General features: G+C 56.1%; 19 protein-coding genes and 1 tRNA gene. 4 read left to right on the top strand and 16 right to left on the bottom strand.

Annotated elements, in window-relative coordinates; translation table 11 throughout:
• Window positions 1-97: 97 nt before the first annotated feature.
• The 13 genes from ACETWG_07220 to ACETWG_07160 form a co-directional block, all read right to left on the bottom strand.
• Window positions 98-979 (bottom strand): endonuclease/exonuclease/phosphatase family protein, encoded by an 882-nt coding sequence (locus ACETWG_07220; GenBank protein ID MFB0516377.1) that lies wholly within the window; start codon window positions 977-979, stop codon window positions 98-100.
• Between the two features lie 73 nt (window positions 980-1,052).
• Window positions 1,053-2,060 (bottom strand): hypothetical protein, encoded by a 1,008-nt coding sequence (locus ACETWG_07215; protein MFB0516376.1) that lies wholly within the window; start codon window positions 2,058-2,060, stop codon window positions 1,053-1,055.
• 3 nt (window positions 2,061-2,063) lie between these two features.
• On the bottom strand, window positions 2,064-3,011 hold the full coding sequence (locus tag ACETWG_07210) for a peptidase MA family metallohydrolase (GenBank protein ID MFB0516375.1): 948 nt from the start codon (window positions 3,009-3,011) through the stop codon (window positions 2,064-2,066).
• Window positions 3,012-3,070: 59 nt separating this feature from the next.
• Window positions 3,071-5,305 carry a primosomal protein N' gene (priA, locus tag ACETWG_07205; protein ID MFB0516374.1) on the bottom strand — a complete coding sequence of 745 codons (2,235 nt, stop codon included), beginning with the start codon at window positions 5,303-5,305 and terminating at the stop codon, window positions 3,071-3,073.
• Window positions 5,306-5,416: 111 nt separating this feature from the next.
• Window positions 5,417-5,860: a 50S ribosomal protein L9 gene (gene rplI / locus ACETWG_07200; protein MFB0516373.1), complete on the bottom strand. Its 444-nt coding sequence runs from the start codon at window positions 5,858-5,860 to the stop codon at window positions 5,417-5,419.
• A 20-nt stretch (window positions 5,861-5,880) separates the two neighbouring features.
• On the bottom strand, window positions 5,881-6,111 hold the full coding sequence (gene rpsR / locus ACETWG_07195) for a 30S ribosomal protein S18 (GenBank protein MFB0516372.1): 231 nt from the start codon (window positions 6,109-6,111) through the stop codon (window positions 5,881-5,883).
• Window positions 6,112-6,189: 78 nt separating this feature from the next.
• Window positions 6,190-6,597: a single-stranded DNA-binding protein gene (locus tag ACETWG_07190; protein ID MFB0516371.1), complete on the bottom strand. Its 408-nt coding sequence runs from the start codon at window positions 6,595-6,597 to the stop codon at window positions 6,190-6,192.
• 84 nt (window positions 6,598-6,681) lie between these two features.
• Window positions 6,682-7,176 carry a 30S ribosomal protein S6 gene (gene rpsF / locus ACETWG_07185; GenBank protein MFB0516370.1) on the bottom strand — a complete coding sequence of 165 codons (495 nt, stop codon included), beginning with the start codon at window positions 7,174-7,176 and terminating at the stop codon, window positions 6,682-6,684.
• Window positions 7,177-7,193: 17 nt separating this feature from the next.
• Window positions 7,194-9,245, bottom strand: a complete 2,052-nt coding sequence (locus ACETWG_07180) for a sodium-translocating pyrophosphatase (GenBank protein ID MFB0516369.1) — start codon at window positions 9,243-9,245, stop codon at window positions 7,194-7,196.
• Entirely contained in the window at window positions 9,242-9,838 is a 597-nt protein-coding gene (gene pth, locus ACETWG_07175) for an aminoacyl-tRNA hydrolase (GenBank protein MFB0516368.1), read from the bottom strand. The genes ACETWG_07180 and pth overlap by 4 nt, the downstream gene beginning before the upstream one ends.
• A gap of 9 nt (window positions 9,839-9,847) precedes the next feature.
• Window positions 9,848-10,516 (bottom strand): 50S ribosomal protein L25, encoded by a 669-nt coding sequence (locus tag ACETWG_07170; protein MFB0516367.1) that lies wholly within the window; start codon window positions 10,514-10,516, stop codon window positions 9,848-9,850.
• Window positions 10,517-10,519: 3 nt separating this feature from the next.
• The gene (locus ACETWG_07165; GenBank protein ID MFB0516366.1) at window positions 10,520-11,458 is read right to left on the bottom strand and encodes a ribose-phosphate diphosphokinase; all 939 of its coding nucleotides are present in this window, start codon (window positions 11,456-11,458) and stop codon (window positions 10,520-10,522) included.
• Between the two features lie 32 nt (window positions 11,459-11,490).
• Window positions 11,491-11,561 (bottom strand) — tRNA-Gln (locus ACETWG_07160).
• Window positions 11,562-11,903: 342 nt separating this feature from the next.
• Here ACETWG_07160 and ACETWG_07155 point away from each other — a divergent pair.
• Window positions 11,904-13,004: a GNAT family N-acetyltransferase gene (locus tag ACETWG_07155; protein MFB0516365.1), complete on the top strand. Its 1,101-nt coding sequence runs from the start codon at window positions 11,904-11,906 to the stop codon at window positions 13,002-13,004.
• Window positions 13,005-13,205: 201 nt separating this feature from the next.
• On the opposite strand, the gene ACETWG_07150 is transcribed toward ACETWG_07155, so the two are convergent.
• Window positions 13,206-14,198: an asparaginase gene (locus ACETWG_07150; GenBank protein MFB0516364.1), complete on the bottom strand. Its 993-nt coding sequence runs from the start codon at window positions 14,196-14,198 to the stop codon at window positions 13,206-13,208.
• Between the two features lie 444 nt (window positions 14,199-14,642).
• Here ACETWG_07150 and ACETWG_07145 point away from each other — a divergent pair, with 444 nt between their 5' ends.
• Both ACETWG_07145 and ACETWG_07140 read left to right on the top strand, forming a co-directional pair.
• Window positions 14,643-15,476: an RNA polymerase sigma factor RpoD/SigA gene (locus ACETWG_07145; protein MFB0516363.1), complete on the top strand. Its 834-nt coding sequence runs from the start codon at window positions 14,643-14,645 to the stop codon at window positions 15,474-15,476.
• Window positions 15,477-15,714: 238 nt separating this feature from the next.
• Complete coding sequence (locus ACETWG_07140; GenBank protein MFB0516362.1) at window positions 15,715-18,066, top strand: PKD domain-containing protein; 2,352 nt, start codon at window positions 15,715-15,717, stop codon at window positions 18,064-18,066.
• A 253-nt stretch (window positions 18,067-18,319) separates the two neighbouring features.
• On the opposite strand, the gene ACETWG_07135 is transcribed toward ACETWG_07140, so the two are convergent.
• Together ACETWG_07135 and ACETWG_07130 are read right to left on the bottom strand one after the other, a co-directional pair.
• Complete coding sequence (locus ACETWG_07135; GenBank protein MFB0516361.1) at window positions 18,320-18,574, bottom strand: hypothetical protein; 255 nt, start codon at window positions 18,572-18,574, stop codon at window positions 18,320-18,322.
• 107 nt (window positions 18,575-18,681) lie between these two features.
• Window positions 18,682-19,755: a N(4)-(beta-N-acetylglucosaminyl)-L-asparaginase gene (locus tag ACETWG_07130; GenBank protein ID MFB0516360.1), complete on the bottom strand. Its 1,074-nt coding sequence runs from the start codon at window positions 19,753-19,755 to the stop codon at window positions 18,682-18,684.
• Window positions 19,756-20,097: 342 nt separating this feature from the next.
• Here ACETWG_07130 and ruvB point away from each other — a divergent pair, with 342 nt between their 5' ends.
• Window positions 20,098-21,129, top strand: coding sequence for a Holliday junction branch migration DNA helicase RuvB (gene ruvB / locus ACETWG_07125; protein ID MFB0516359.1), 1,032 nt, complete (start codon window positions 20,098-20,100; stop codon window positions 21,127-21,129).
• Window positions 21,130-21,253 lie beyond the last annotated feature (124 nt).

Genomic DNA, 21,253 nt, shown 5'->3' with positions numbered 1-21,253 from the left:
CAGGCAATTACTAATTCTTAAACGGCAACAAATGGTGGCCTGAGCACCTGGAGACCTACTCGCGACACTATGTCTGCCATCAAAGAAACGCCACCGATCACCGTATCTGCAGCTTCAAGGCCACAGGGCGGTGATCGGAAACCACCTCCAGATAATCGTCCATCACATCATCAAGGCGCATAGTCGCCACTTGACCGGAAGCCTCCCACTCGTCGAATAGGCTGGCGGTAATAAGAATGTTATCGATGAAGCTGAACCAGGGTGCCTGGGGATAGGTGATCTGGGTGGAATCCTCCACCAGCGTCATGGTCACAAAGAAAAACAGGCTGTCAGTAGCAATGAAGTTCTGGAAGACATTCTCTCCCTCGGGATCATCGATCTCGTCGTTCAGGTCTCCCAAAACAATGACATTCTGTTCCGGCAATTCGGTCCGGAGGTAGTCTTCAAGCAGCAAGCTGGCAGTCCGGCGCCGGGCCTCCTCGTCATCGGGATCATCATCTATGATTCCATCGCCGCAGCATTTGAGATGGTTGTTGATGGCGACAATCCGGACAGTATCGAGCGCCAGCTCCAGCACCAGGGGCTCACGGGGAAAGGCCAGGTCCTCAGCCGCATAGATTTCAAATGGCGGCGTGACGACGGTAAAAAGGGAGTCCTTGTAAAGGAAGGCCAGCTCCTGCCCCGGGCTGGTCGGCGAAGCCCGATAGCCGCTCCAGCCAGCGAGACTATCCACCAACGCCTCAAAAACCGCCTGGCTGACGATTTCCTGCAGGGCCACCACATCCACATCCAGATCACGAACAATCTCCGCCACGCGATGAAGGGGCACGGGCGAACGCTGGCCGAAGTTGCTCAGATTCCAGGTCATTATCTCAAAGGTCGAATCGGTCCCAAAAGCGGGAATGTCCCACGTTTGTTGTCCCTCAGCGCCATTCTGACTGGAGGGAGGGGCCGGTCCGGGGCATCTAACTATAACCATGAAAATGACTCCCGGGCTCAAGAGGCCAAACAAATACCGGGCCCACCGTAACACCGCAATGGACATAATGGTCCTAAAACCTCAGTCCCAGGGCAACCGAGGTGCTGAATCCCAGCGGGCCCAACAACTTCGCCGCGCCATCCAGCGCAAGGACCATAGGTCGTTTGCGGCTTGTCACCCTCGACAGGTCAGGCTCTCCCACACTGGTGCCAAATCCCAGGCAGAACCCGGAGAACAGGTCGGCGTAGGCATTCCCCCGGCGGTAGTCCGTTTTTCCCTGGTCCACACCGAAGCGCAGGACCAGGCGCCTATGCAGCCGAAACTCACCACCCAGGCGCCAAAGCAGTCGGCTATCCGCCACATTCTGGCCAGCAGATATATAGAGGGTAAACGGCAGGTAGGCCAGCGACTTGGCCAGCCCCACCAGCCAGGTGCCAGGAAGTTCATCAGGCAAAGTGTTCCCAAAGAGAGTGGTGAATCGACCTCGATTCTGTACTACGACACCCAGACGGGCCGCCAGAGGCACCACTTCCAGTTGCACCCCCAAAGACCACACCAGGGCCCGGGCAGTCACCGCTTCTAATTGGCTGGACAGCATCCCAACCGCCACTCCCACAGCTAGGTACCTCCCCACCATGTGTCGCAAGCCGCTACGCAACAGTAGATCACCAGCTGTATAGTCTTCCTGCCTCCGGCCATCATCGTCGTAACCATAAAAAGTCCCATAGTCGAAATGGCGGATTTCAATCCCTACCAATTGTTCACCAGCCGGAAAAACAACCTGGATCACCTGTTGAGTGATATCGGCAGGATAGCGCCTGAGGCCCAACTGGAATAGGCGCGTCGAGCCAGCGGGGGAAAAGGCCCACTGGAGTCCAGCGGGATTCAGGCCCAAAGCTTCGGCGGGATCCGCGTCCGCTACCGTTGCGTTAGCCAGCGCCATGCCACGCGGATGGACGGCATCGGTCAGCCATTCGAAGCTCGTCTGAGCCGATACCATCGCCGGAAGCCACAGACTCGCAGTTAGTATTGCAACTACGGAACGGCGTTGCAGCCATTCATCCACGTTATGCCGGCTCACGACTTATTCCCACCCATTCACCTGGTGGTTATCATCAGGTGGGGCCAGGTTCCCTGGACGATCACCGCCTCCAATATCTTCAGCGGCCCACCTGGCAGCAATAGCCCGATTACGCCATAATTTTATTAGATAGGCTGTCAATAACAGCAGTGGCAACAGGATAAACAGAACGCCGGGATCAGCCAGCACCAGGAGAATATTATAGCGCCGTCTCAGCGCCGCCTGGTAGCGGGCCTGAAACTCCTCCAGTGGCTCCCCCCCTATCTGCGCAAAGGCCGCAGGGAAAGGCAGTCCACCGCGAATCTCATCAAAAAGAGACCGGAATACCCCCTGGCCATAAAAATCTTCCATGGTCTGGACCGCAACTACGGACTGGGCATAGGCCAGCTCGCTGAGTACGGACGAGGTGTGGTAAATCCGGTCCAGCTGGTCCAGGGTATAGAACCGCCCGGTGAGCCGGCCCCGGACCAGGGCCTGGTGCAGACCCCGATCCAGGCCACCACTGACGTGGACGGCCAACCCCTCATGGAACCAACCGGGCAAGCGCTCACCATTACGGCTGGGATAGAGACGATAGAGGTAGACGTGAGTCAACTCGTGGAGCAGGATCTGTTCAAATCGGTGGCTGATCGGCTCAGCTACCTCGGTAGCGGGTCCCAGCACTACAACCATTGGGGGATGTTCCCGGGCCACAGCATGAATCCATGTAGGTAGCTTACCGCCCACCCATTTTTCCAGCTGGGCCCGGGAATCCACAATCATCAATTGAAAAGGGGCCGGCTCCACTGGGCCAAACCGACTGACGAGGGCCAGGGTCACATCCACGGTCAATTCCCGGAGATATGTCTCCACCTCCACCGGATAATCAGCCGGGAAATGAAGTGTAAAATTCCCCAGCGAACTGGCGACAGACCCGGTGGTGATAACCGAATCCGATGGATGTGGCTCCACCGCGGCCCCAAACCACCAGGGAAATAGCAGCCATATTAACCATTTATCAGCAGCGCAGATCATAGCAGGGACACTGGATCGACGTCGATTATCAGCCGAACACCCTGATGACTCCGCTCCAGCCAGGCGCGGGGGACCCGGGCAAGGACGAGTTGATGTAGACGCTGGCCTTTGGTATCGACCTCCCGGCTGGACTTCAATAGCAGATGCACCCGCCACAGGCCCCGCAGCCGCTCGTAGGGCGCCGAGGCCGGACCCAGGAGAGTCATGCCCTTCTGCAACGGCGTCAATCTGCTACGCAGATCCCGGGCCCGCTGCCAGACCTTCTCCCGGTCCTTTCCATGAAGTAGCAGCCTGACCAATCGGGAAAAAGGGGGATATAATAGTTCCTGACGCTCAGCCAAAACCTGATTGTAGAACCGATGGGCGTCGAGACGAGCTGCCGCTTTGATGGCAATATCCGTGGGATGATTGGTCTGGATGATAGCTTCTCCCGGCTTCTCCGGACGCCGTCCCGACCGGCCACAAACTTGATATACTAACTGGAAAGTACGCTCTCCCGCCCGGAAATCAGGTAAAAAAAGGGCGGTGTCGGCATTCACTACTCCTACCAGGGTGACGTTACCAAAGTCCAGCCCCTTGGCGATCATTTGAGTGCCCAGAAGGATGTCAATTTTTCCCTCGGCGAATTCCTGGAGAATTTGCTGGAGGGCACCTCGACGGCGGGTGGTATCAACATCCATGCGCCGTATACTCGCCCCCGGAAACAGCTGCCGCAAATGCTCCTCCACCTTTTCCGTGCCAACACCATGGAGGTAGATGTAGGGGCTGCCGCATTGGGGACAGGCTTCGGGACCCGGGGCGGTAGCGCCGCAATAGTGGCACACCAGCAATCGCCTGGACTTATGATAGGTGAATAAAACCGCACAGTGGGGGCACTCCATCACGTAGCCGCAATCGTTGCAACCGATGATCGGGGCAAACCCCCGCCGGTTCTGCAGGAGAATCACCTGCTCTTTGCGCTCCAGGCGCTTTCCAATGGCCGCCACGAGGGGCTCTGAAAGGACCAGCTGATAGTTCCCCGTCCGCTGGCGTTCAGCCTTCAGGTCCACTAAACGAACACGGGGATATACCGCCCCGCCGAACCGCCCCGTGAGCTCCAGGCTCGTGAACCGGTCCATCAGGCTATTATAATAAGATTCCACACTGGGAGTAGCACTGGTCATCAACACCACGGCTTCAGCATATTTCCCGCGCATCAAGGCCGTATCCCTGGCGTGATAGCGGGGCGCCGGTTCTTGCTGCTTGTAGCTCCCTTCCTGCTCCTCATCAATAATCAACAGCCGTAGGCGCGGTAAAGGCACAAACAGTGCGCTCCGGGCCCCTACCACCACCGAAAAACGCCCCCGAAGGAGCTCCTGCCAGGTCCAGGCCCGCTCCCCCCGGGATAGATGACTGTGCCAGAGAGCTACGCGCTGGCCGAACGCCGCCCGGAACCGCTGGGCCACCTGCGGCGTAAGGGCAATCTCCGGCACCAGCACCAGAACTGAGCCCCCTTGCGCCAGCACCTCCTGCGCCGCCTTCAGGTAAATCTCCGTCTTACCACTGCCAGTGACACCCCGCAGCAGAATCGGGGCAAACCGCCCTTCAGCACTGGTTCGCATCACCGACGCCAGCACCCGCTCCTGCTCCTCAGTGAGACAGACCTCCTTACCGCCTGACGGCTCCATCAGGCTGAAGGGGTCAGCCGGCACCGTGCCCTTTTCCAACCGTACCCAGCCATGGGCCGCTAACCTGCGGCAGGTCGCATAAGGATCAGTTGCAATTCCTGCGAGATCGGTAACAGGTACTTCCCCCGATTGAGCCACCAGGAATTCCAACACTGCCCTCTGGACCGGAGCCCGCTGCGACCATCCCGATAGGGCTTGACAACCCGCATCCGTGACCGACACCAGGCTCCGCTGCGCTACTAATGCCCGTTCGGAAAAGCCCAGCGGAAGGGCACTTTTCAGCACTAGCCCCAGCGGCGTGACATAATAACGGCTGATCCATTCCAGCGTGGCCCAGAGATCCTGCGGAAGGGCCGTCGGCTCTTCCCTGATAGCCCGTATAGGCTTGATCTTGCCTTTAAAAGGTGCCCGCCCGTGAAGGCTTATTACTACACCAGTGGCGCTTCGCTGGCGGAAGGGCACCTCCACAAAACTCCCGGCCCGCACTGCAGACTCAATCTCGGGGGGAATCCGGTAGGTGAAGGATTTGTAACTGGAGAAGGGCAGAACAACTTGGGCGTACACAGTCAAAAACGCCGCTTAGAACCCAGAATGAGGGAATTTTTCACTGGTAGTATAGCCGGGACGATAGTAGCAGAGATGGCGGGATGCAGTCAGCAGACCGAGCCGTGGGTACTACTCCCGTACTACCCACACCTTCACGGTGCTGGTAATCCCATGACCTAGCTTCACTTCCACATCGTACTGCCCCAGGGACCTGAGTGGTTCCTCCAGGTTGATGTCCCTTCGGTCAAACTCATAGCCCTTCCCGGCGAGGAGGTCGGCAATGGTCTGCGAAGTGACCGAACCGAATACCTTCTCGTCTTCTCCAACCTTGACCGTTGCGGTAACGGCGACCTTCCTTAGCTTTTCGGCCACCTTGGCCATCTCCGCTCGCTGTCGGGCAACCCGGATTTCGCCCAACCGCGTCTCCTCCGCTACCTTCTTAAGGTTAGCTGGCGTAGCTAGCAGGGCCAGACGCTTGGGGAAAAGGTAATTCCGGGCATATCCGGCACTAACCTGCACTACCTGTCCGGCCGTTCCAAGGCTGTCAACATCCTGCATCAGAATGATTTCCATCAGCACTTCTCCCGGCTCACCTAGGACTGGGTGACATCAAGCGTATAGTGAATCAAGGCGATATTCCTGGCCCGCTTGATAGCACGGGTCAACTGCCGCTGGTGGCGAGCACAAACACCCGTTATCCGGCGGGGAATGATCTTACCCTGTTCGGTGATGAATCGCCGCAAGGTCCGGACATCCTTGTAATCAATCTTCCGGATTTGATTCTCGCAAAATTTGCAGACCTTCCGCCGGCTTACAAAAGCCATCTGTCAGACTCCTCTAATTTGCCTCAGGTCGCTGATCCCGGCCGAGATCAGCCACCAGGCCGTCACTAAGTTGTAGGTCTAAGTTTCCTCGTCCAGATCGGGATTCCGGGTGGATGCCTCCTCCGGTTCCACTTCAAAGGAATCCACCATGACCCGATGTGCATCCAGGAATTGAATCTTCTTCGCCTTGATTTCGACCACATTGCGCCCGGAACCATCCTCCGAGAACAATTTGCGGCTCTGCAATTCTCCTGTTACCAACACACTGCTGCCCTTCTGGAGATTGTCCCGGCAACTGACAGCTAGATTATCCCACGCCACCACACCGACGAAACAGACGTCCTCCTTGATAATGCCGTTGCGATCCTTGAATCGCTTGTTGGAGGCCATGTAAAAGTTGACCACTGGCGTACCATTCTTGGTCTCGGAGTACTTGGGATCATTGGTCAAGTTCCCCGCCAGCAGTACTAGGTTCAGATCAGGCATTCGAAGATCCATAAGCCCATCCCCCTTCATGTGTATACCGACATAAGACGATCAATGAATGGCGATACACCATTATCGACGACTTCACTCTTTTATTTCTGGCTCCAGGTCTTTCTCTTCTGAGAATTCGGTTTCCTCATTCGAGGTGGAATCAGCCGGGGCGATTTCCGGTCGCGGCTGACTGGGTTCCTCCTCCTCAGCCTCGCCCTCTTCCATCCCGGCCGGCAGCTCCTGGCCCTCGACAAACACGAGCTCCTCCTTAGATTCTTCCACCCGCGTCTCGCGGATCTCATCCTCATCGATCCGCACGATCATGTGAGCCAATATGTTGTCGTTGAGCTCCAGATCCTGGTTCAGGCCGGCATTACTGATGCCATCACCCTGAAACTGGAGCAGTACGTAAGTCCCGAACCGTTGCTTCTGAATCGGGTAGGCCAGGCGTTTCTTACCCAGTACTTCTTCGTGCAGAAGTTCACAGCCCCGCTTTTTCAGCATACCCTTCGTCTCCTCAATGAGCTTGGATAAATCCTCCTGCTCAAGGTTCGGGTGGGCAATATAGATTGCTTCGTAATACCTCACGATCACTCTCCCGAATACTACTTGATCAACGGTGCTATCACCAGTGATACCACCGCTGTCAGTTTGATCAAAATGTTCAATGATGGTCCCGCGGTATCCTTGAAGGGGTCCCCTACCGTATCGCCGGTAACAGCGGCCTTGTGGGCTGCAGAACCTTTGCCCCCATAGGCACCACCTTCAATGTGCTTTTTGGCGTTATCCCACGCGCCACCAGCATTGGCCATGAAAATGGCCAGCAGCACACCTGAAGAGGTTATCCCGGTCAGGACACCCGCCAGCATGCCAGGGGTTGCAAAATAGCCTACCAGCACCGGGGTGAGAATGGCGACCAGACCGGGGGCCACCATCTTACGCAAGGCCGCCCTAGCAGAGATATTCACGCAGGCGGCATAGTCAGGCCGCTGCTTGCCTTCCATCAGACCGGGAATCTCTCGGAACTGCCGCCGGACCTCCTCAATCATATCAGAGGCGGTTGCTCCCACCGCCTGCATGGCCAGACTGGAAAATAGAAACGGCAGCATGGCACCCAACAGAATCCCGGCCATCACCATCGGTTGGCCCACGTCAATACTCTCCAGTCCAACCACCCGCGTATAGGCCGCAAAAAGAGCCAGGGCGGTGAGAGCCGCCGAGCCAATGGCGAAACCCTTACCGATCGCCGCTGTGGTATTGCCCACCGCGTCCAGACGATCCGTGCGTTGACGAACCTCCGGCGCTTGATGGGACATTTCTGCGATTCCACCAGCATTGTCTGCAATCGGACCATAAGCATCCACGGACAACTGGATGCCCGTGGTGGACAGCATGCCCAGGGCGGCGATGGCGATGCCGTAGAGACCACTGGCAACGTGGCTCAAAATAATAGCTGCGGCGATCACCACAATCGGCGCCACCGTTGAGAACATACCGTTAGCAAGACCGGCGATGATGTTAGTGCCTGCCCCAGTTTCCGACTGCCGCGCGATACGCCGGGCTGGCGCCCGGTTCTCGGCGGTGAAGTACTCTGTGAACAGACCGATCAGGGTGCCCGCCACTACTCCGGTTACAGCTGCGACAAAAACGGAGCCAGCGGCGATGACCTTACCACCCACCTGCACCGCCTCAGGCAGCTGCCAGCGGGTGATAAACCAGGCGGCGATCAGCGTGATCAGACCTGCCGTAAAGGTCCCCAGATTCAGGGCATTCTGGGGACTGCCCCCTTCGCGGACCCGCACGAAAAAAGTGCCGATGATGGACGCTAGAATACCAGCACCAGCTAAATAGAGGGGCAGCACCACCAGACGGGAGGTAGCACTGCCACCGGAGGTGACAGCCAATGATCCCAACACCATCGCGCCGATAATTGATCCCACGTAGGACTCAAACAGATCGGCCCCCATGCCGGTCACGTCCCCCACATTGTCGCCTACATTGTCAGCGATGGTGGCCGGGTTGCGCGGATCATCCTCCGGAATACCAGCCTCTACTTTGCCCACTAGATCAGCACCGACGTCAGCGGCCTTGGTATAGATACCGCCACTAACCCTGGCAAACAAGGCAATGGAAGAGGCTCCCATGGCAAACCCGGAGAGGACCTCCATGGTCTGGGGCAGTCCAGCGAACATGGGTTCATAGATATAAAACAGCACCACCAATCCCACCACGCCCAGTCCTACAACACTCAGGCCCATGACCGAGCCGCCAGCGAAAGCTACCTCCAGGGCGGCATTGAGACTCTTGGAGGCGGCATGGGTGGTGCGATGGTTAGCTCTGGTAGCGACACGCAATCCAATAAAACCAGCCAGGCCGGAGCACAACGCCCCTACTATAAATGATATCGCCACCAAACCCAGGCCGGAACCACGCCCCTGGTTAAAAAAATAAAGTAACAGTGCTACCGCTACTACGAAAACCGCCAGAACACGATACTCGGCCTTGATAAAGGCCATCGCTCCTTCACGGATGGCCCTACCGATTTCCACCATCCTCTCCGAACCGGGATCCTGCCGCGCAATCCAGCGCGTCTTCCAGAAAGCGAATACCAGGGCCAGGAAGCCAGCTGTGAGAATAAGCCCCAATAACTGGTTCAACTTAAATGCGTCTCTCTTTCTGTCTGTGTTTCCATCATACGCGTGTTATATTGGGTCATCGCACGCTCGATACCCTGCTCAAGGTAATAGTTAACCCCCCCAACCGCCTGCTCTAGAACCCCTGTTACCAGGGGACCGTCCTGAGGCCGGAACGGTTCCAGAACATACTTTTCACTGGGGCGCATCAGCGCGTTAGTGGCAATGCCTAGCCGCAGACGGGGGAAATCTTCCGAACCCACCTGATAAATGATGGAGCTCATACCCTTATGCCCCCCTGCTCCGCCCCGCGGCCTGAAGCGTATGCTGCCCAGCGGCAGGTCAATATCATCGAAAATCACTAACATATCCTCCGGGGCAGCTCGAAAGAACGCCAGCGCCTCCTGTACCGACAGACCACTCTCATTCACGAAACGCGTGGGTTTTATCAGAGCCAGATCAGCGGACTCTTGGACGACCACCAGGTAATCACCCTTCCCCGGGCCAAATTGAAGCCGCCGAGAACTTGCCAAGGCATCCACCACCCAGTATCCGAAATTGTGCCGGGTCTTAGCATACAGGGAACCGGGGTTCCCTAGACCAATGACCAGTCGCAAACCGCCGCCTTATTCTTTAGAGGATCGCTCGGCCCTCGCTTCCGCTGCAGCTTCCCCTTTCGCCCCTTCTTCAAATATAAATTCTTCCTCTTCAACTTCCTCCACAACTGGTAATTCTACAGCACCGCGAGCCTTGGAAACTGAAACCACCATGGTATCGGGACTGGTCACTAACTCAACCTCCCCGATATCCAGGTCAACAGCATGGATAGCATGTCCAATATGCAGGTCAGAAATATCGACTTCGATGTACGCCGGGATATCACTCGCCTGGCAGCGGATCTCGAGCTCCATGAGGGCCTGATGGATCTGCCCCCCTTCATCTTTCACACCTATAGGCCGGCCAATCGTGTGGATGGGTATCCGTACCTCCACCTGCTCATCCATCCGGACGCCCTGGAAATCCACATGCATGATCTCTTCGGTTACGGGGTGGTACTGGATTGCCTTGATTAGTACGTTCCGTCGCTTGCCACCCACAATCACATGGTAAACCAGGGCGTCACTCTGCAAAGCCTGGCGCAGCTCCTTAAGGGTTACCTTAAAGGGAATAGCATCCTGTTGATCGTGAGCATAATAAACGCCGGGTATGACTCCTTCCGCCCGGAGTTTTCGTAAACCACTCTTACCGCTTTCTTCTCGCTTGAAAACTTCAATCTTGTACTCTTTTGTCGCCATGACTTAACTCTCCAATTCAAACAGGGAACTCAGGGATTGACCGGCAGTGATACGCCGAATGGAGGCAGCAAAAATTTTGGCCACCGAAATGACCTCCAACTTGTCTTCTAAACCCTTGGTCTGAAAGTCGATGGTATTGGTAACGATAATATGGTCGATGGGCGACCGTTGCAGATCCGCAGAAGCGGGACCCGAGAACAATGCGTGGGTGGCGATGGCCGTCACCGATAGGGCACCGTTCTCGACAGCGGCTTCCGCTGCACTGATAAGGGTGCCGCCAGTATCTACCATATCATCAATGACCAGCACATGGCGGTCTGTCAAATGCCCTACCAGGTGTACTACTTCAGCACGGTTGGGAGACGGACGACGCTTGTCGATCAGTGCAAAGCCGACATCCAGGTAGCGGGCGTATGCCTGGCCCATGCGGGCACTGCCCATATCAGGACTGAGCACCACCCCGGTCTCATTGGTCAAACCCTCCCGCTTCAGACGCTCGAGCAGGACCAACCGGGAATAGAGATGATCAAAGGGAATATTCACGAAGCCCTGGATCTGGGGCGAATGCAGGTCCATGGTTATGATGCGACTCGCCCCCACCGCCTCGAAAGTATCCAGAAACAACCGGGCAGAAATGGGTACCCGCGGTTTGTCCTTCCGGTCCTGCCGCGCATAGCCATAGTAGGGAACCACGGCTGTGACACTGTAGGCGGAAGCCCGGCGGGCGGCGTCCAGCAATAACATCAGCTCAATGATATTATCAGCCGGCGGATTGGTAGATTGGATGATGAAAACATCCTCGTTGCGGATGTTTTCCTCAAATTTTACCCAGATCTCACCATCTCTGAAATTCCTGATGGTTAGTGCTCCCAGGGGCATACCCAGCTCATCAGCAATCTCTTGGGCCAGCTTCGGATTGGATCGACCGGCGAATAGCTTCATGACGATATGTGCATTAATTCCATTGAATCGCGTTCGGGGGCGAGGATTCGAACCTCGATTGACGGGACCAAAACCCGTAGTCCTGCCCTTAGACGACCCCCGATTGGATACATAAAGCAAGCCCGGGGCATTCGTGTCAGTCAGTTATCCGTAGGGTGATGGTGAAAGCTAGGCGGCCAGCAATAGTGCCGCTGGTATGAGTATTAACCGATCGCCACAGCCCGAACTCCTGAGCCGGACAGTCGGGACCACAGCCCGCCTACGGATATGACGACTTTCGTCTCAGGCGCTTATCATTTAACTGCAATAGCTTACCTGAAACGTGGCGAACTTACATGTCCGATATGCCAGAAACAATGCCTTCGTGATAGTCGGATCGTTTCTTAAGGTGTAAATCTATCATAAAAACCTTTTCTGATTGGAAGCTACCCTCGTAGTTTTCAACATGCCCCCTCACATCCGGCCAGCAACCCCCGCCGATTTTTCTCGCCTGGATGAGCTGGAACGCGCCTGCCCCATGGCGGGCGATACCACCCTGTTTATCTATCGCGAAGGCGATTATACCCGGATACTACGCTTTTTCACCCGCAGCTACATGTGGGTGGCCGAGGTCGGGGATCGGTTAGTCGGGAGCGTCAGCTGGAGCTGGCAACCGGTACTGGTCAATGAACGGCCGGAGCCAGTGGGCTGGCTGGCCGACGTGCGCGTGCACCCCGACTATCGCAAGTCACCCCTGATCTATCACCTGTTCCGCCAGGCACACCAGCAGGCCAGCGCTGATGGCGTGGATCTGACTATCGGAACCACCCTGGTAGGCAACTCGGCGGTGGAAAATCTCACTCCCGGGCGGGCGGGATTCCCCCACTTCGTCTACCTCGCGACTTTTGATATGCTCCAGCTTTATCCCGGTCTGCCGGTGCAAAACAGCCTTAAGGGACTGGAGCTGCGGCCGGCAACCCGGGACGATCTAACAACCATCTGCGAACTATTGAATAGTTATTATCAACGCCATCAGTTCCGTATCGAGGTCACCCCTGAAAGGCTCCAGCGAGTGATGGCACTGACAGAAGAAGGGATGCGGATAGAAGATTACGTCCTGGCCCACAGAAATGGGAAAGCTGTAGCCGTGGCCCATACCTGGGACCAGGGCACCTTCAAAAAACCGATTGTAGAGGCCTACAGTCCCTACCTGGCACTGGTGGCCTCCTTAACGCGGTTACTGAATCGCTTCACCCCTTTGCCGGCGCTGCCTATCACGGGAGGTATTCTACGTTATCTGTGGCTCCGCGATATCGCCTGCGGTCCGGGGTACGAACCCGACCTGACAAGACTGGTCCGATGGTTCTATCACCGGATGAAAGGCAGCCGCTACCATTTTCTCATGGCAGCTGTCCAACGAGGAGATGCCATGGAGCGCCTTTACCGCGGCATCTTCCGCACCCGCGTCACCCTGAAAATGTGGGCCTGTTCACTGTCAGGTCGGAATGTCAAAAAAGAGCTGGCTCCTGAAGGCAAGCGCCTGTATCACGACTTCACTTTAACCTGATCTCCGCTCGGCAAAGGGGCGGCAGATCATCGGTCCTCAGCGCGGCAACACCTGCTCCCTTCGAGTGATCTCATCCACTCGCTTCTACGCCTATTACATGCCATTTATTGAAAAAGACAAGGGAATAACAGTTTACTTAACAATAAAAACGTTATCAGAGAGGCAAGGCACTGAACGATAAGGTACCTGATACTGGCCCTGTTACGGCCCCGGCTCCAGTTGGGTTAGCAGAGTACCCACTTTCAGTCCGGCGCGGTTGGTGTAAGCAGGCCGGTAGTGCGCGGCCAGCTGCTCCAATTCTGCCGATCCGACCAGCTTGAAGGCCTTCAGGATTTCCAGGGCTACCTGGCCCATGGGGCGGGCGCTGCCGTCCAGCACTTTCAGCGCCAGGCCCCAGCCGCGGCCCTTGCGGCCTCGAATGGCCACCGTCTGCAGGCCCTCAGCCCCCTCCTTGGCCACGGCCCGGCCATTCATCACGGTGGTGAAATCAGTATCAAACCTTCCCGTACCTCCCACCAGGAAGGGATTGCTGACCATGGCCTTAAATTGAGGTACCAGCAGCGGATCGTCGCCGGCTGCCAGGCGCTGAGCCAGGCGGGCTAGCAGCGTCAGGGTCAGGAAAAAAGTCGGGGCCGAGCAGCCATCTACCCCCACCGGGATGTCCTCGATCCCTGAGAGCCGCTGGAGGTGTTCCAGAATCAGCTGCTGCACCGGATGGTCCGGGCTCAGGTAACCGTCCAGTGGAGCGCCCATAGCCCGTGCCGCGGCCAGAAAAGCGGCATGCTTGCCGGAGCAGTTATTGTGCAGCGCGGTGGGACGTTCTCCCCGACGCAGCAGTTCCTCCTCCGCCTGCCGATTATAAGGAAAGTGGGGACCACACAGAAGGGCTGCCTCCGACACGCCGGCCCGGGCCATGAAGGCGCGCACCGCCTCCACGTGACCCGGCTCTCCACTGTGGGAGGCACAGGCAATGGCCAGGTCCTCCTCTGTCAACCGAAACTGCTCAAGAGCACCCGTGGCCAACAGGGCAATGGCCTGGTAGGGCTTTGCGGTGGATCGAATAAAAAAGGGAATGTCCACCAGCCCGGCGGACAATACCGCCGCACCGGAGGGATCAATCAGCACGGCGGCGGTGAGATGCACACTTTCCCCCCGCTCACTGCGCAATACAAAACTCATGATGGGATTGGTCATGACTACACCCGTCGCATGATAGTTTGAGGTGAAAATTTACCGCTAAGGGACCGGCCCATACAGGCCAACCTGACCTGTTTAACACCACATTATGTGCCTTACGACCAAAATCACCGTCCCCTTCAAAAACTGCCTCTGGCTGCCGATAAACATATCTGGCTAAACCTACAGTAGCCAGGAAGCCAGGGGAAAGAACTACGAACGTTAGGGAACGACTCTTTACAAATTATGAATTTATCTGTAGACTTGAACTCTGATTTTCAGGCAAATAAAGCGTTTTTGTGCAGCTGAGGAAGCGCTGAAAGTGAAGGATGGTTTCCGCTTATTCACGACGATGGGAACAATTCGTCCCTTAATGAAGTTCAGGTTTTGCCCTGTTGAATAAAGCAGGCAAAATAAATCAACGCTCGTTAGGTAAAAGTAAGGAGAGTTTTAAAGACATCTATGGGAAGTGATTCCAACCGCGCTTTAGGTAACTACCTGGCGGAAATCAGCAAATATGAACCGCTGAAGCCGGCCAAGGAGATCGAACTCACCCAGCGCATCAAGAAAGGTGACAAGCGGGCTCAGCACGAGCTGATTGTATCCAATCTGCGTTTCGTGGTGAGCGTCGCCAAGAAGTTCCAGGGTCAGGGTCGTCCGCTGGAAGACCTGATCAGTGAGGGCAATCTCGGTCTCATCAAGGCCGCCGAGCGCTTCGACGAGACCCGGGGCTTCAAGTTCATCTCCTACGCCGTGTGGTGGGTGCGCCAGTCCATTCTCCAGTCCCTGTCCGAGCACTCCCGCATGGTGCGCGTCCCGCTCAACCGCCAGGGGGATATCACCAAGATCGTGAAAGCGGCTGAGGAGCTGGAGCACCAGTACGAGCGTCCGGCCCTGGTCGAGGAGATCGCCAAGCACGTGGATAAGGAACCCCACGAAGTGGCCCACACCATCCAGATCAGCCGGCGGCACCAGTCTCTGGATATGCCCTTCTCCGACACCGACTCCAATTCCCTGATGGATGTCATCGCCGACCCCGAGTCACCGGAGCCGGATACTATCTTGATCCACGACTCCCTCAAGGAAGAGATTCGGTCGGCCTTGTCCACGCTCAAGGATCGCGAGCGCGACGTCATCAAGATGTACTTCGGAATCGACCAGGACTATGCTCTGACGCTCAACGAAATCGGCGAGGAGTTCAGTCTCACTCGCGAGCGGGTGCGGCAGATCAAGGAAAAGGCCATCCGCCGCCTGCAGCACAAGTCCCGCAGCACCCACCTGCGGCCGTACCTGTAAGAGCAGTCAGCAGTTAGCAATCATCAGTATGTAGGGGCGACTCGGTGAGTCGCCCCAGCGATTTTCATCCCCTTCGATGTGATCTCAGGCGAACACTCAGGGCAGGTCCCTAATCCCTTGCCTGACTCACCGGCAATCAATACCTTTTCATAGTAGGTTTTTCTCGATGACAAAATTGCGTTTTTCGCCTAGTGCCAGTCCGCAAACCTGCTTCAACCATAACAGACGGAGGCGCCCTATGAAACTGAATTATCTGTTGACTGTAATCCTATTATTCACCGGTATTGCCAACTCACTACGCGCCCAGTCTGCCCTGAGCCAGGGCGAAGGACCCGACACCTTATGGACGAGAACCTTTGGGGGAAGTGATGAGGATGGAGGATACTGTGTCCAACAAACGATTGATGGAGGTTATATCATCACCGGTTATACCCGCTCCTATGGTGTCGGAGGTTGGCTAATAAAGACCGACAGCAATGGTGAAACTCTGTGGACAAGCAGGTTTGGTGGACATGGTGATGATAGAGGTATGTCTGTCCAACAAACGCCTGATTATGGTTATATCATCGCAGGCTATTATTATGATCCCATAATTGCAGATGAGTCTGACGTTTGGTTAATCAAGACAGATAGTAATGGAGATACGCTATGGATAAAGACTTTTGGTGGGACAGGTGGTGATGCTACCTTTTCTGTCCAGCAAACGACTGACAGCGGTTACATTATTACTGGGTATACTCGTTCCTATGGTGCAGGTGATGGTGATGTGTGGTTGATAAAAACCGACACCAATGGCGACACCTTATGGACAAGAACCTTTGGAGGAAGTAGTGCTGATTTTGGAAGGTTTGTTCAACAAACTGTTGATGGTGGTTTTATCGTTACTGGGTGGACGTGGTCTTATGGAGAAGGATATTCAGACGTTTGGTTGATCAAGACTGACATCAACGGCGACACTCTCTGGACAAAGACATTTGGTGGAAGTGATGAGGATGAAGGTCATTCGGTCCAGCAAACAATGGATGGAGGTTACATCATTACTGGAGAGACTAGATCCTATGGGGCAGGGTATTCTGATGTGTGGCTAATTAAGACAGATAGTAATGGTGATACTCTTTGGACAAAGACCTTCGGAGATAATCGATATGATGGAGGCCGATCTGTTAAGGAAACTAAGTACGGTAATTATATAATTACTGGTTTTTATGACAATCCCTATGGATATACCGATGTATATTTAATCAAAACCGACATAAATGGCGACGTGCAGTGGGAAAAGACGTTTGGGGGGAATGACCAAGATTTAGGCCTCTCCGTGCAGCAAACGAAAGACAATGGATATGTAATTACTGGCATTACCTATTCCTATGGAGCAGGTCTTAATGATGTATGGCTGATTAAGACAAGTGCCGATGAATACGAACAGCTTGTTGTTGATTTTAGTGCTAACACAACCGAAGGAAGGGTGCCTCTCACCGTACAATTTGCGGATCTTTCTTATCCAATGGGTCATATTACATCTTGGGCATGGGACTTCAATAATGACGGAACCATGGATTCCCAGGAACAGAATCCCGTATGGACTTATACTGAAATAGGTCTGTATACCGTGAGTTTAACGGTGTCAGATGGTGTTGATACGCTAATAATCACAAAAGAAAATTATGTCACAGTTAATCCTCCTTACTATCCCGTTATCGCCTGCATCGTGGACGTCCCACAGGACCAGGGGCGTCATGTTTATCTTAATTGGTCTGCAAGCTATCATGACCCTTTGGGAGGCCTCACACAATACAGCATCCAGCTCCAGAACCCCCACGGTGAATGGGTGGACTTGGGCACGGTGACTGCCCGCCAGGCCGAAAGCTACACTTACCTGGCCGCCACCTTCGGCGATTCCAGCGCCTACGGCCTCGTCTGGAGCCGGTTCCAGGTCACCGCCCACACCACCGATCCTGCCGTATACTACACCTCACCGATGGACTCGGGTTACTCTATTGATAACCTGATCCCGGCGGCCCCCACGGGGTTGGTAGCGTCGGTGATTGAGGGTCCCACCGTTTCCCTGGTCTGGAATGGCCCGGTGGACTACGACTTCGACTTCTTCAGGGTATATCGGCAGGCCGCCGCCAATACTAATGCGGAAATCATGGCTGAGACCTATGATCCCGCTCTTGCAGATACCACTGTTGAAAGGGGCCAGAGCTACGACTATTGGGTTTCGGCCATGGATATCAACGGCAATGAGAGCGGCTATTCCCAGGCAGTGTCAGTGACGGTGCTAGGAACGGAGGAATCCCCAAGCCTACCCACCGCCTTCACCCTGCACCAGAACTACCCCAACCCCTTCAATCACGCCACCACCCTCCGCTTCGCCCTGCCCCGCGCAACATCGGTGCAGCTAGTGGTCTACGACCTCCAGGGTCGGGAGACGGCTGTGTTACTGGATGGGCCTTGGCCCACCGGATACCACCACGTAGTCTGGGATGGCCTGCTAGCCAATGGCCAGCCGGCCCCCAGCGGAGTCTACATCGTCCGCTTGGTAACGGCGCTATATTCCAGAAGCATCAAGATGATCCTCATGAAGTAGAGGCACCATAAATGGCCAGGTGAGCGAGGGAACGAATGATTTGCAGATTAACCCGGCCGTTTACGGCTGGGGGGCAAAGGAACAGAAGGAAACCCGCAGGGCGTTAACGCCCTTTGAAAATCCACGGTATCAAGCTGGTGCTGTTGAAGTAAAGGCCAGGTGTCACCCTGAGCTCCGTCGAAGGGTGACGGCCGACACGGCGAGCCCGCGCTATGTTCCTACCGGCTGATTGCTGAAGGCTGGCCGCTGACGGCTATTCGCCGATGGATGTTTCTTCTTTAAGCTGGAGCGTGTACGGGCAGTCTTTGCCCTTGAAGGCAGCCGGGGCCCTCAGCTCCTCCTCGCTGAAAAACCAGACGCACTCGGGACAGGTCCAGGGTTTACCATTATAACCAGGCCGCTGCTCGTTCAATTGCAGGGGGATGCCCGAAAAGGGACACACGCGCTCGGTGCCCGGCTCCGGCCAGGCATAATTCTTGTATAGAAAATCGTAGGTTGGCTTTCCCACGGGATCTCCCGCCGAGGAGTCCCTCCGGGACCTTCGGGACTGATTCGCCACAGTTACTCCTTCACGCCGCTAGCCGGGGCGGAAGTTACCTCGCCCCCGGCGGCCGATCAATTATCCCTTGCATAGAGAAAGGCGCACTCCTCCAGTCGGGCACCTTTGGCATCAGCCACGGCAAACTTGGACGGCCCCCACATGGTTACACCGGAATAGGAGCCCCCTTTGCCGAGGAGGTAGAACTTAAGTCCGAAGTTGGGCCGCCCCTTTTCATCCCGCAGACGGGCCTCGCGGGTATGGCTCACCACCCGGCGCAACACCTCCAGTCCGGCGTCTTTGGGTGACATGCCACCGCGCATCAACTCCACCGCTGCAAAGCTGCACAGGTTCTGGAGGTTGGCTTCGCCCCGGCCGGTGCTGCCACAGGAACCCACCTCATTGTCAACGTACAGGCCCGCCCCCACAATGGGCGAGTCGCCCACCCGGCCGGGAATCTTGAAGGCCAGGCCACTGGTGGTGGTAGCGCACGAGATGTCCCCCCGCGAGTTCATCGCCGCACAGTGAATGGTTCCCATAGGTCGGGCCAGAAAGCCCACCGAGCCGGTCTGCGGGTCTTCATCAGGAGGCGCCAGCCAATCATCATCAGGAGAAAGGGATTGCTTCCATTTCAGCCAGATCTTACGGGCCTTCTCGGTCAATAGGTCCTGTTCCTTGAATCCGTGGGCGCGGGCAAACCGCAGGGCCCCCTCCCCGACCAGCAGCACATGATCGGTGGTCTCCATGACCAGCTTGGCCACTCTGGAAGGATTCTTGATGTTCCTGAGGGCAGCTACCGCGCCGGCCCGGTGGCTGGGACCGTGCATCACCGCCGCATCCAACTCCACCACTCCATCCTCATTAGGCAGGCCACCATAACCCACCGACACATCCTCCGGATCATCCTCCACCAGATTGATCCCGGCTATGACCGCCTCGAGAGTGTCGCTTCCGTTAGTTATCAGCTGGTAAGCTCGCTTGATAGCTTCGAGGCCGTTGGCCGAAGCAATGACCCGCACCGGATACCTTTGCTTACTGACCCGTGAGATAGTTGAAAATCCAGCCCGCAGGTGGGAAGCAAAAGGCAGTCCCGCTAGCAGGCCGGCGGCAGTCTTGATAAAACGGCCGCGGGTAATCAGATCTTGCCGCATGGCGCACTCCTCAATAAAAATGTACAAAATATCGGCAGTAGCAAAATTAATTGCCGCTCATGGAGGTAGGCTATAGTCACTTGCACCAGCCGGTCAGTGAATCACCTCCGATCTCAGGGGTGAGCTCGCACCTGACTTCCCGCTTTGTTTACTATGGGCACCGAAGTAACTTTTTTCCGTGGTATGGAAACGGCTATTGTATTCCGTGACCGTTAACGGCTCCACTCAATGGTAGCAGCAGGGAGAATGTGGCCTGAATGTCGGCTATAACGCGTACTAATTTTGGCATATCACAATGTGGCCTTCATCCGTCCCTGAAGATGATATCCAGCGTGTTTTGAAATGATCGAATCCAAACTCACTGCTCCGCGGCCCACCGAAGAAGATATTATCGCCGAAAAATCTCTGCGTCCGTCCAGACTCACAGAGTTCATCGGCCAGGAGGAGACGGTGGCAAACCTGCGGGTTTATATCGAATCCGCCCTGCGACGCAGTGAGAACCTCGATCACGTACTCCTGTTCGGTCCTCCCGGTCTTGGGAAGACCACCCTGGCCTATATCATCGCCCGGGAACTGGGTGTCAATATCAAGGCCTCCTCCGGGCCGGTGCTGGAGCGGCCCGCCGATCTGGCCGGCATTCTCACCAACCTGGCCCAGCGGGACGTGTTCTTCATAGACGAAATACACCGTATCAACAATGCCGTGGAAGAGTATTTATACGCGGCCATGGAGGACTATCGCATCGATATCATGCTGGACAAAGGCCCCGCCTCCCGCTCTGTCCAATTGGCCCTGGCTCCCTTTACCCTTATCGGCGCAACCACCCGCCTGGGAAATCTCACCTCCCCGCTACGTGACCGGTTCGGTGTCGTCCTGCGACTCGATTTCTATTCCCCGGATGAGATCAAGGAGGTGATCGTCCGGTCTGCGGAGCTGCTCGAAATTGGCGTGGACCCGGAAGCGGCGGAAGAAATCGCCCGCCGTTCACGTGGCACTCCGCGCGTGGCAAACCGCATCCTTCGCCGAGCACGGGACTTTGCAGAAGTGGATGGTACCGGGCATCTCTCGGTCAAGATGGCTAAAAACGCGTTGAAACGACTCGGTATCGACGAGATCGGCCTGGATGAGATGGACCGGCGTATCCTCACCACGCTGGTGAACAACTATAACGGCGGGCCGGTGGGCATCGAGACGCTGGCGGTAGCGCTGCATGAGTCCCCCCGAACCATCGAAGAGGTATATGAACCGTACCTCATCAAGGAAGGCTTCCTGCAGCGAACCCCCCGCGGACGCGTCGCTCTGGAGCGCGTGTATTCCTACCTCAAACTGAAGTCACCTGGCAACGCAAAACAACCTCAGCAACGCCTTTGGTAGCCCTCGTCTGCGGGATGGATCGCCCTACTAATGAAAGCGCACCACGACTATCGGACTTCGACCTGGATATTCCCGACCAGCTCATTGCCCAGTTCCCCACACCACAGCGCGATCGCTGCCGCCT

This window comes from Candidatus Neomarinimicrobiota bacterium (assembly GCA_041862535.1).
Taxonomy (GTDB): domain Bacteria; phylum Fidelibacterota; class Marinisomatia; order SCGC-AAA003-L08; family TS1B11.
Note: the sequence above shows the minus strand (reverse complement) of the source record. Positions and strands in the feature narration are given on the sequence as shown.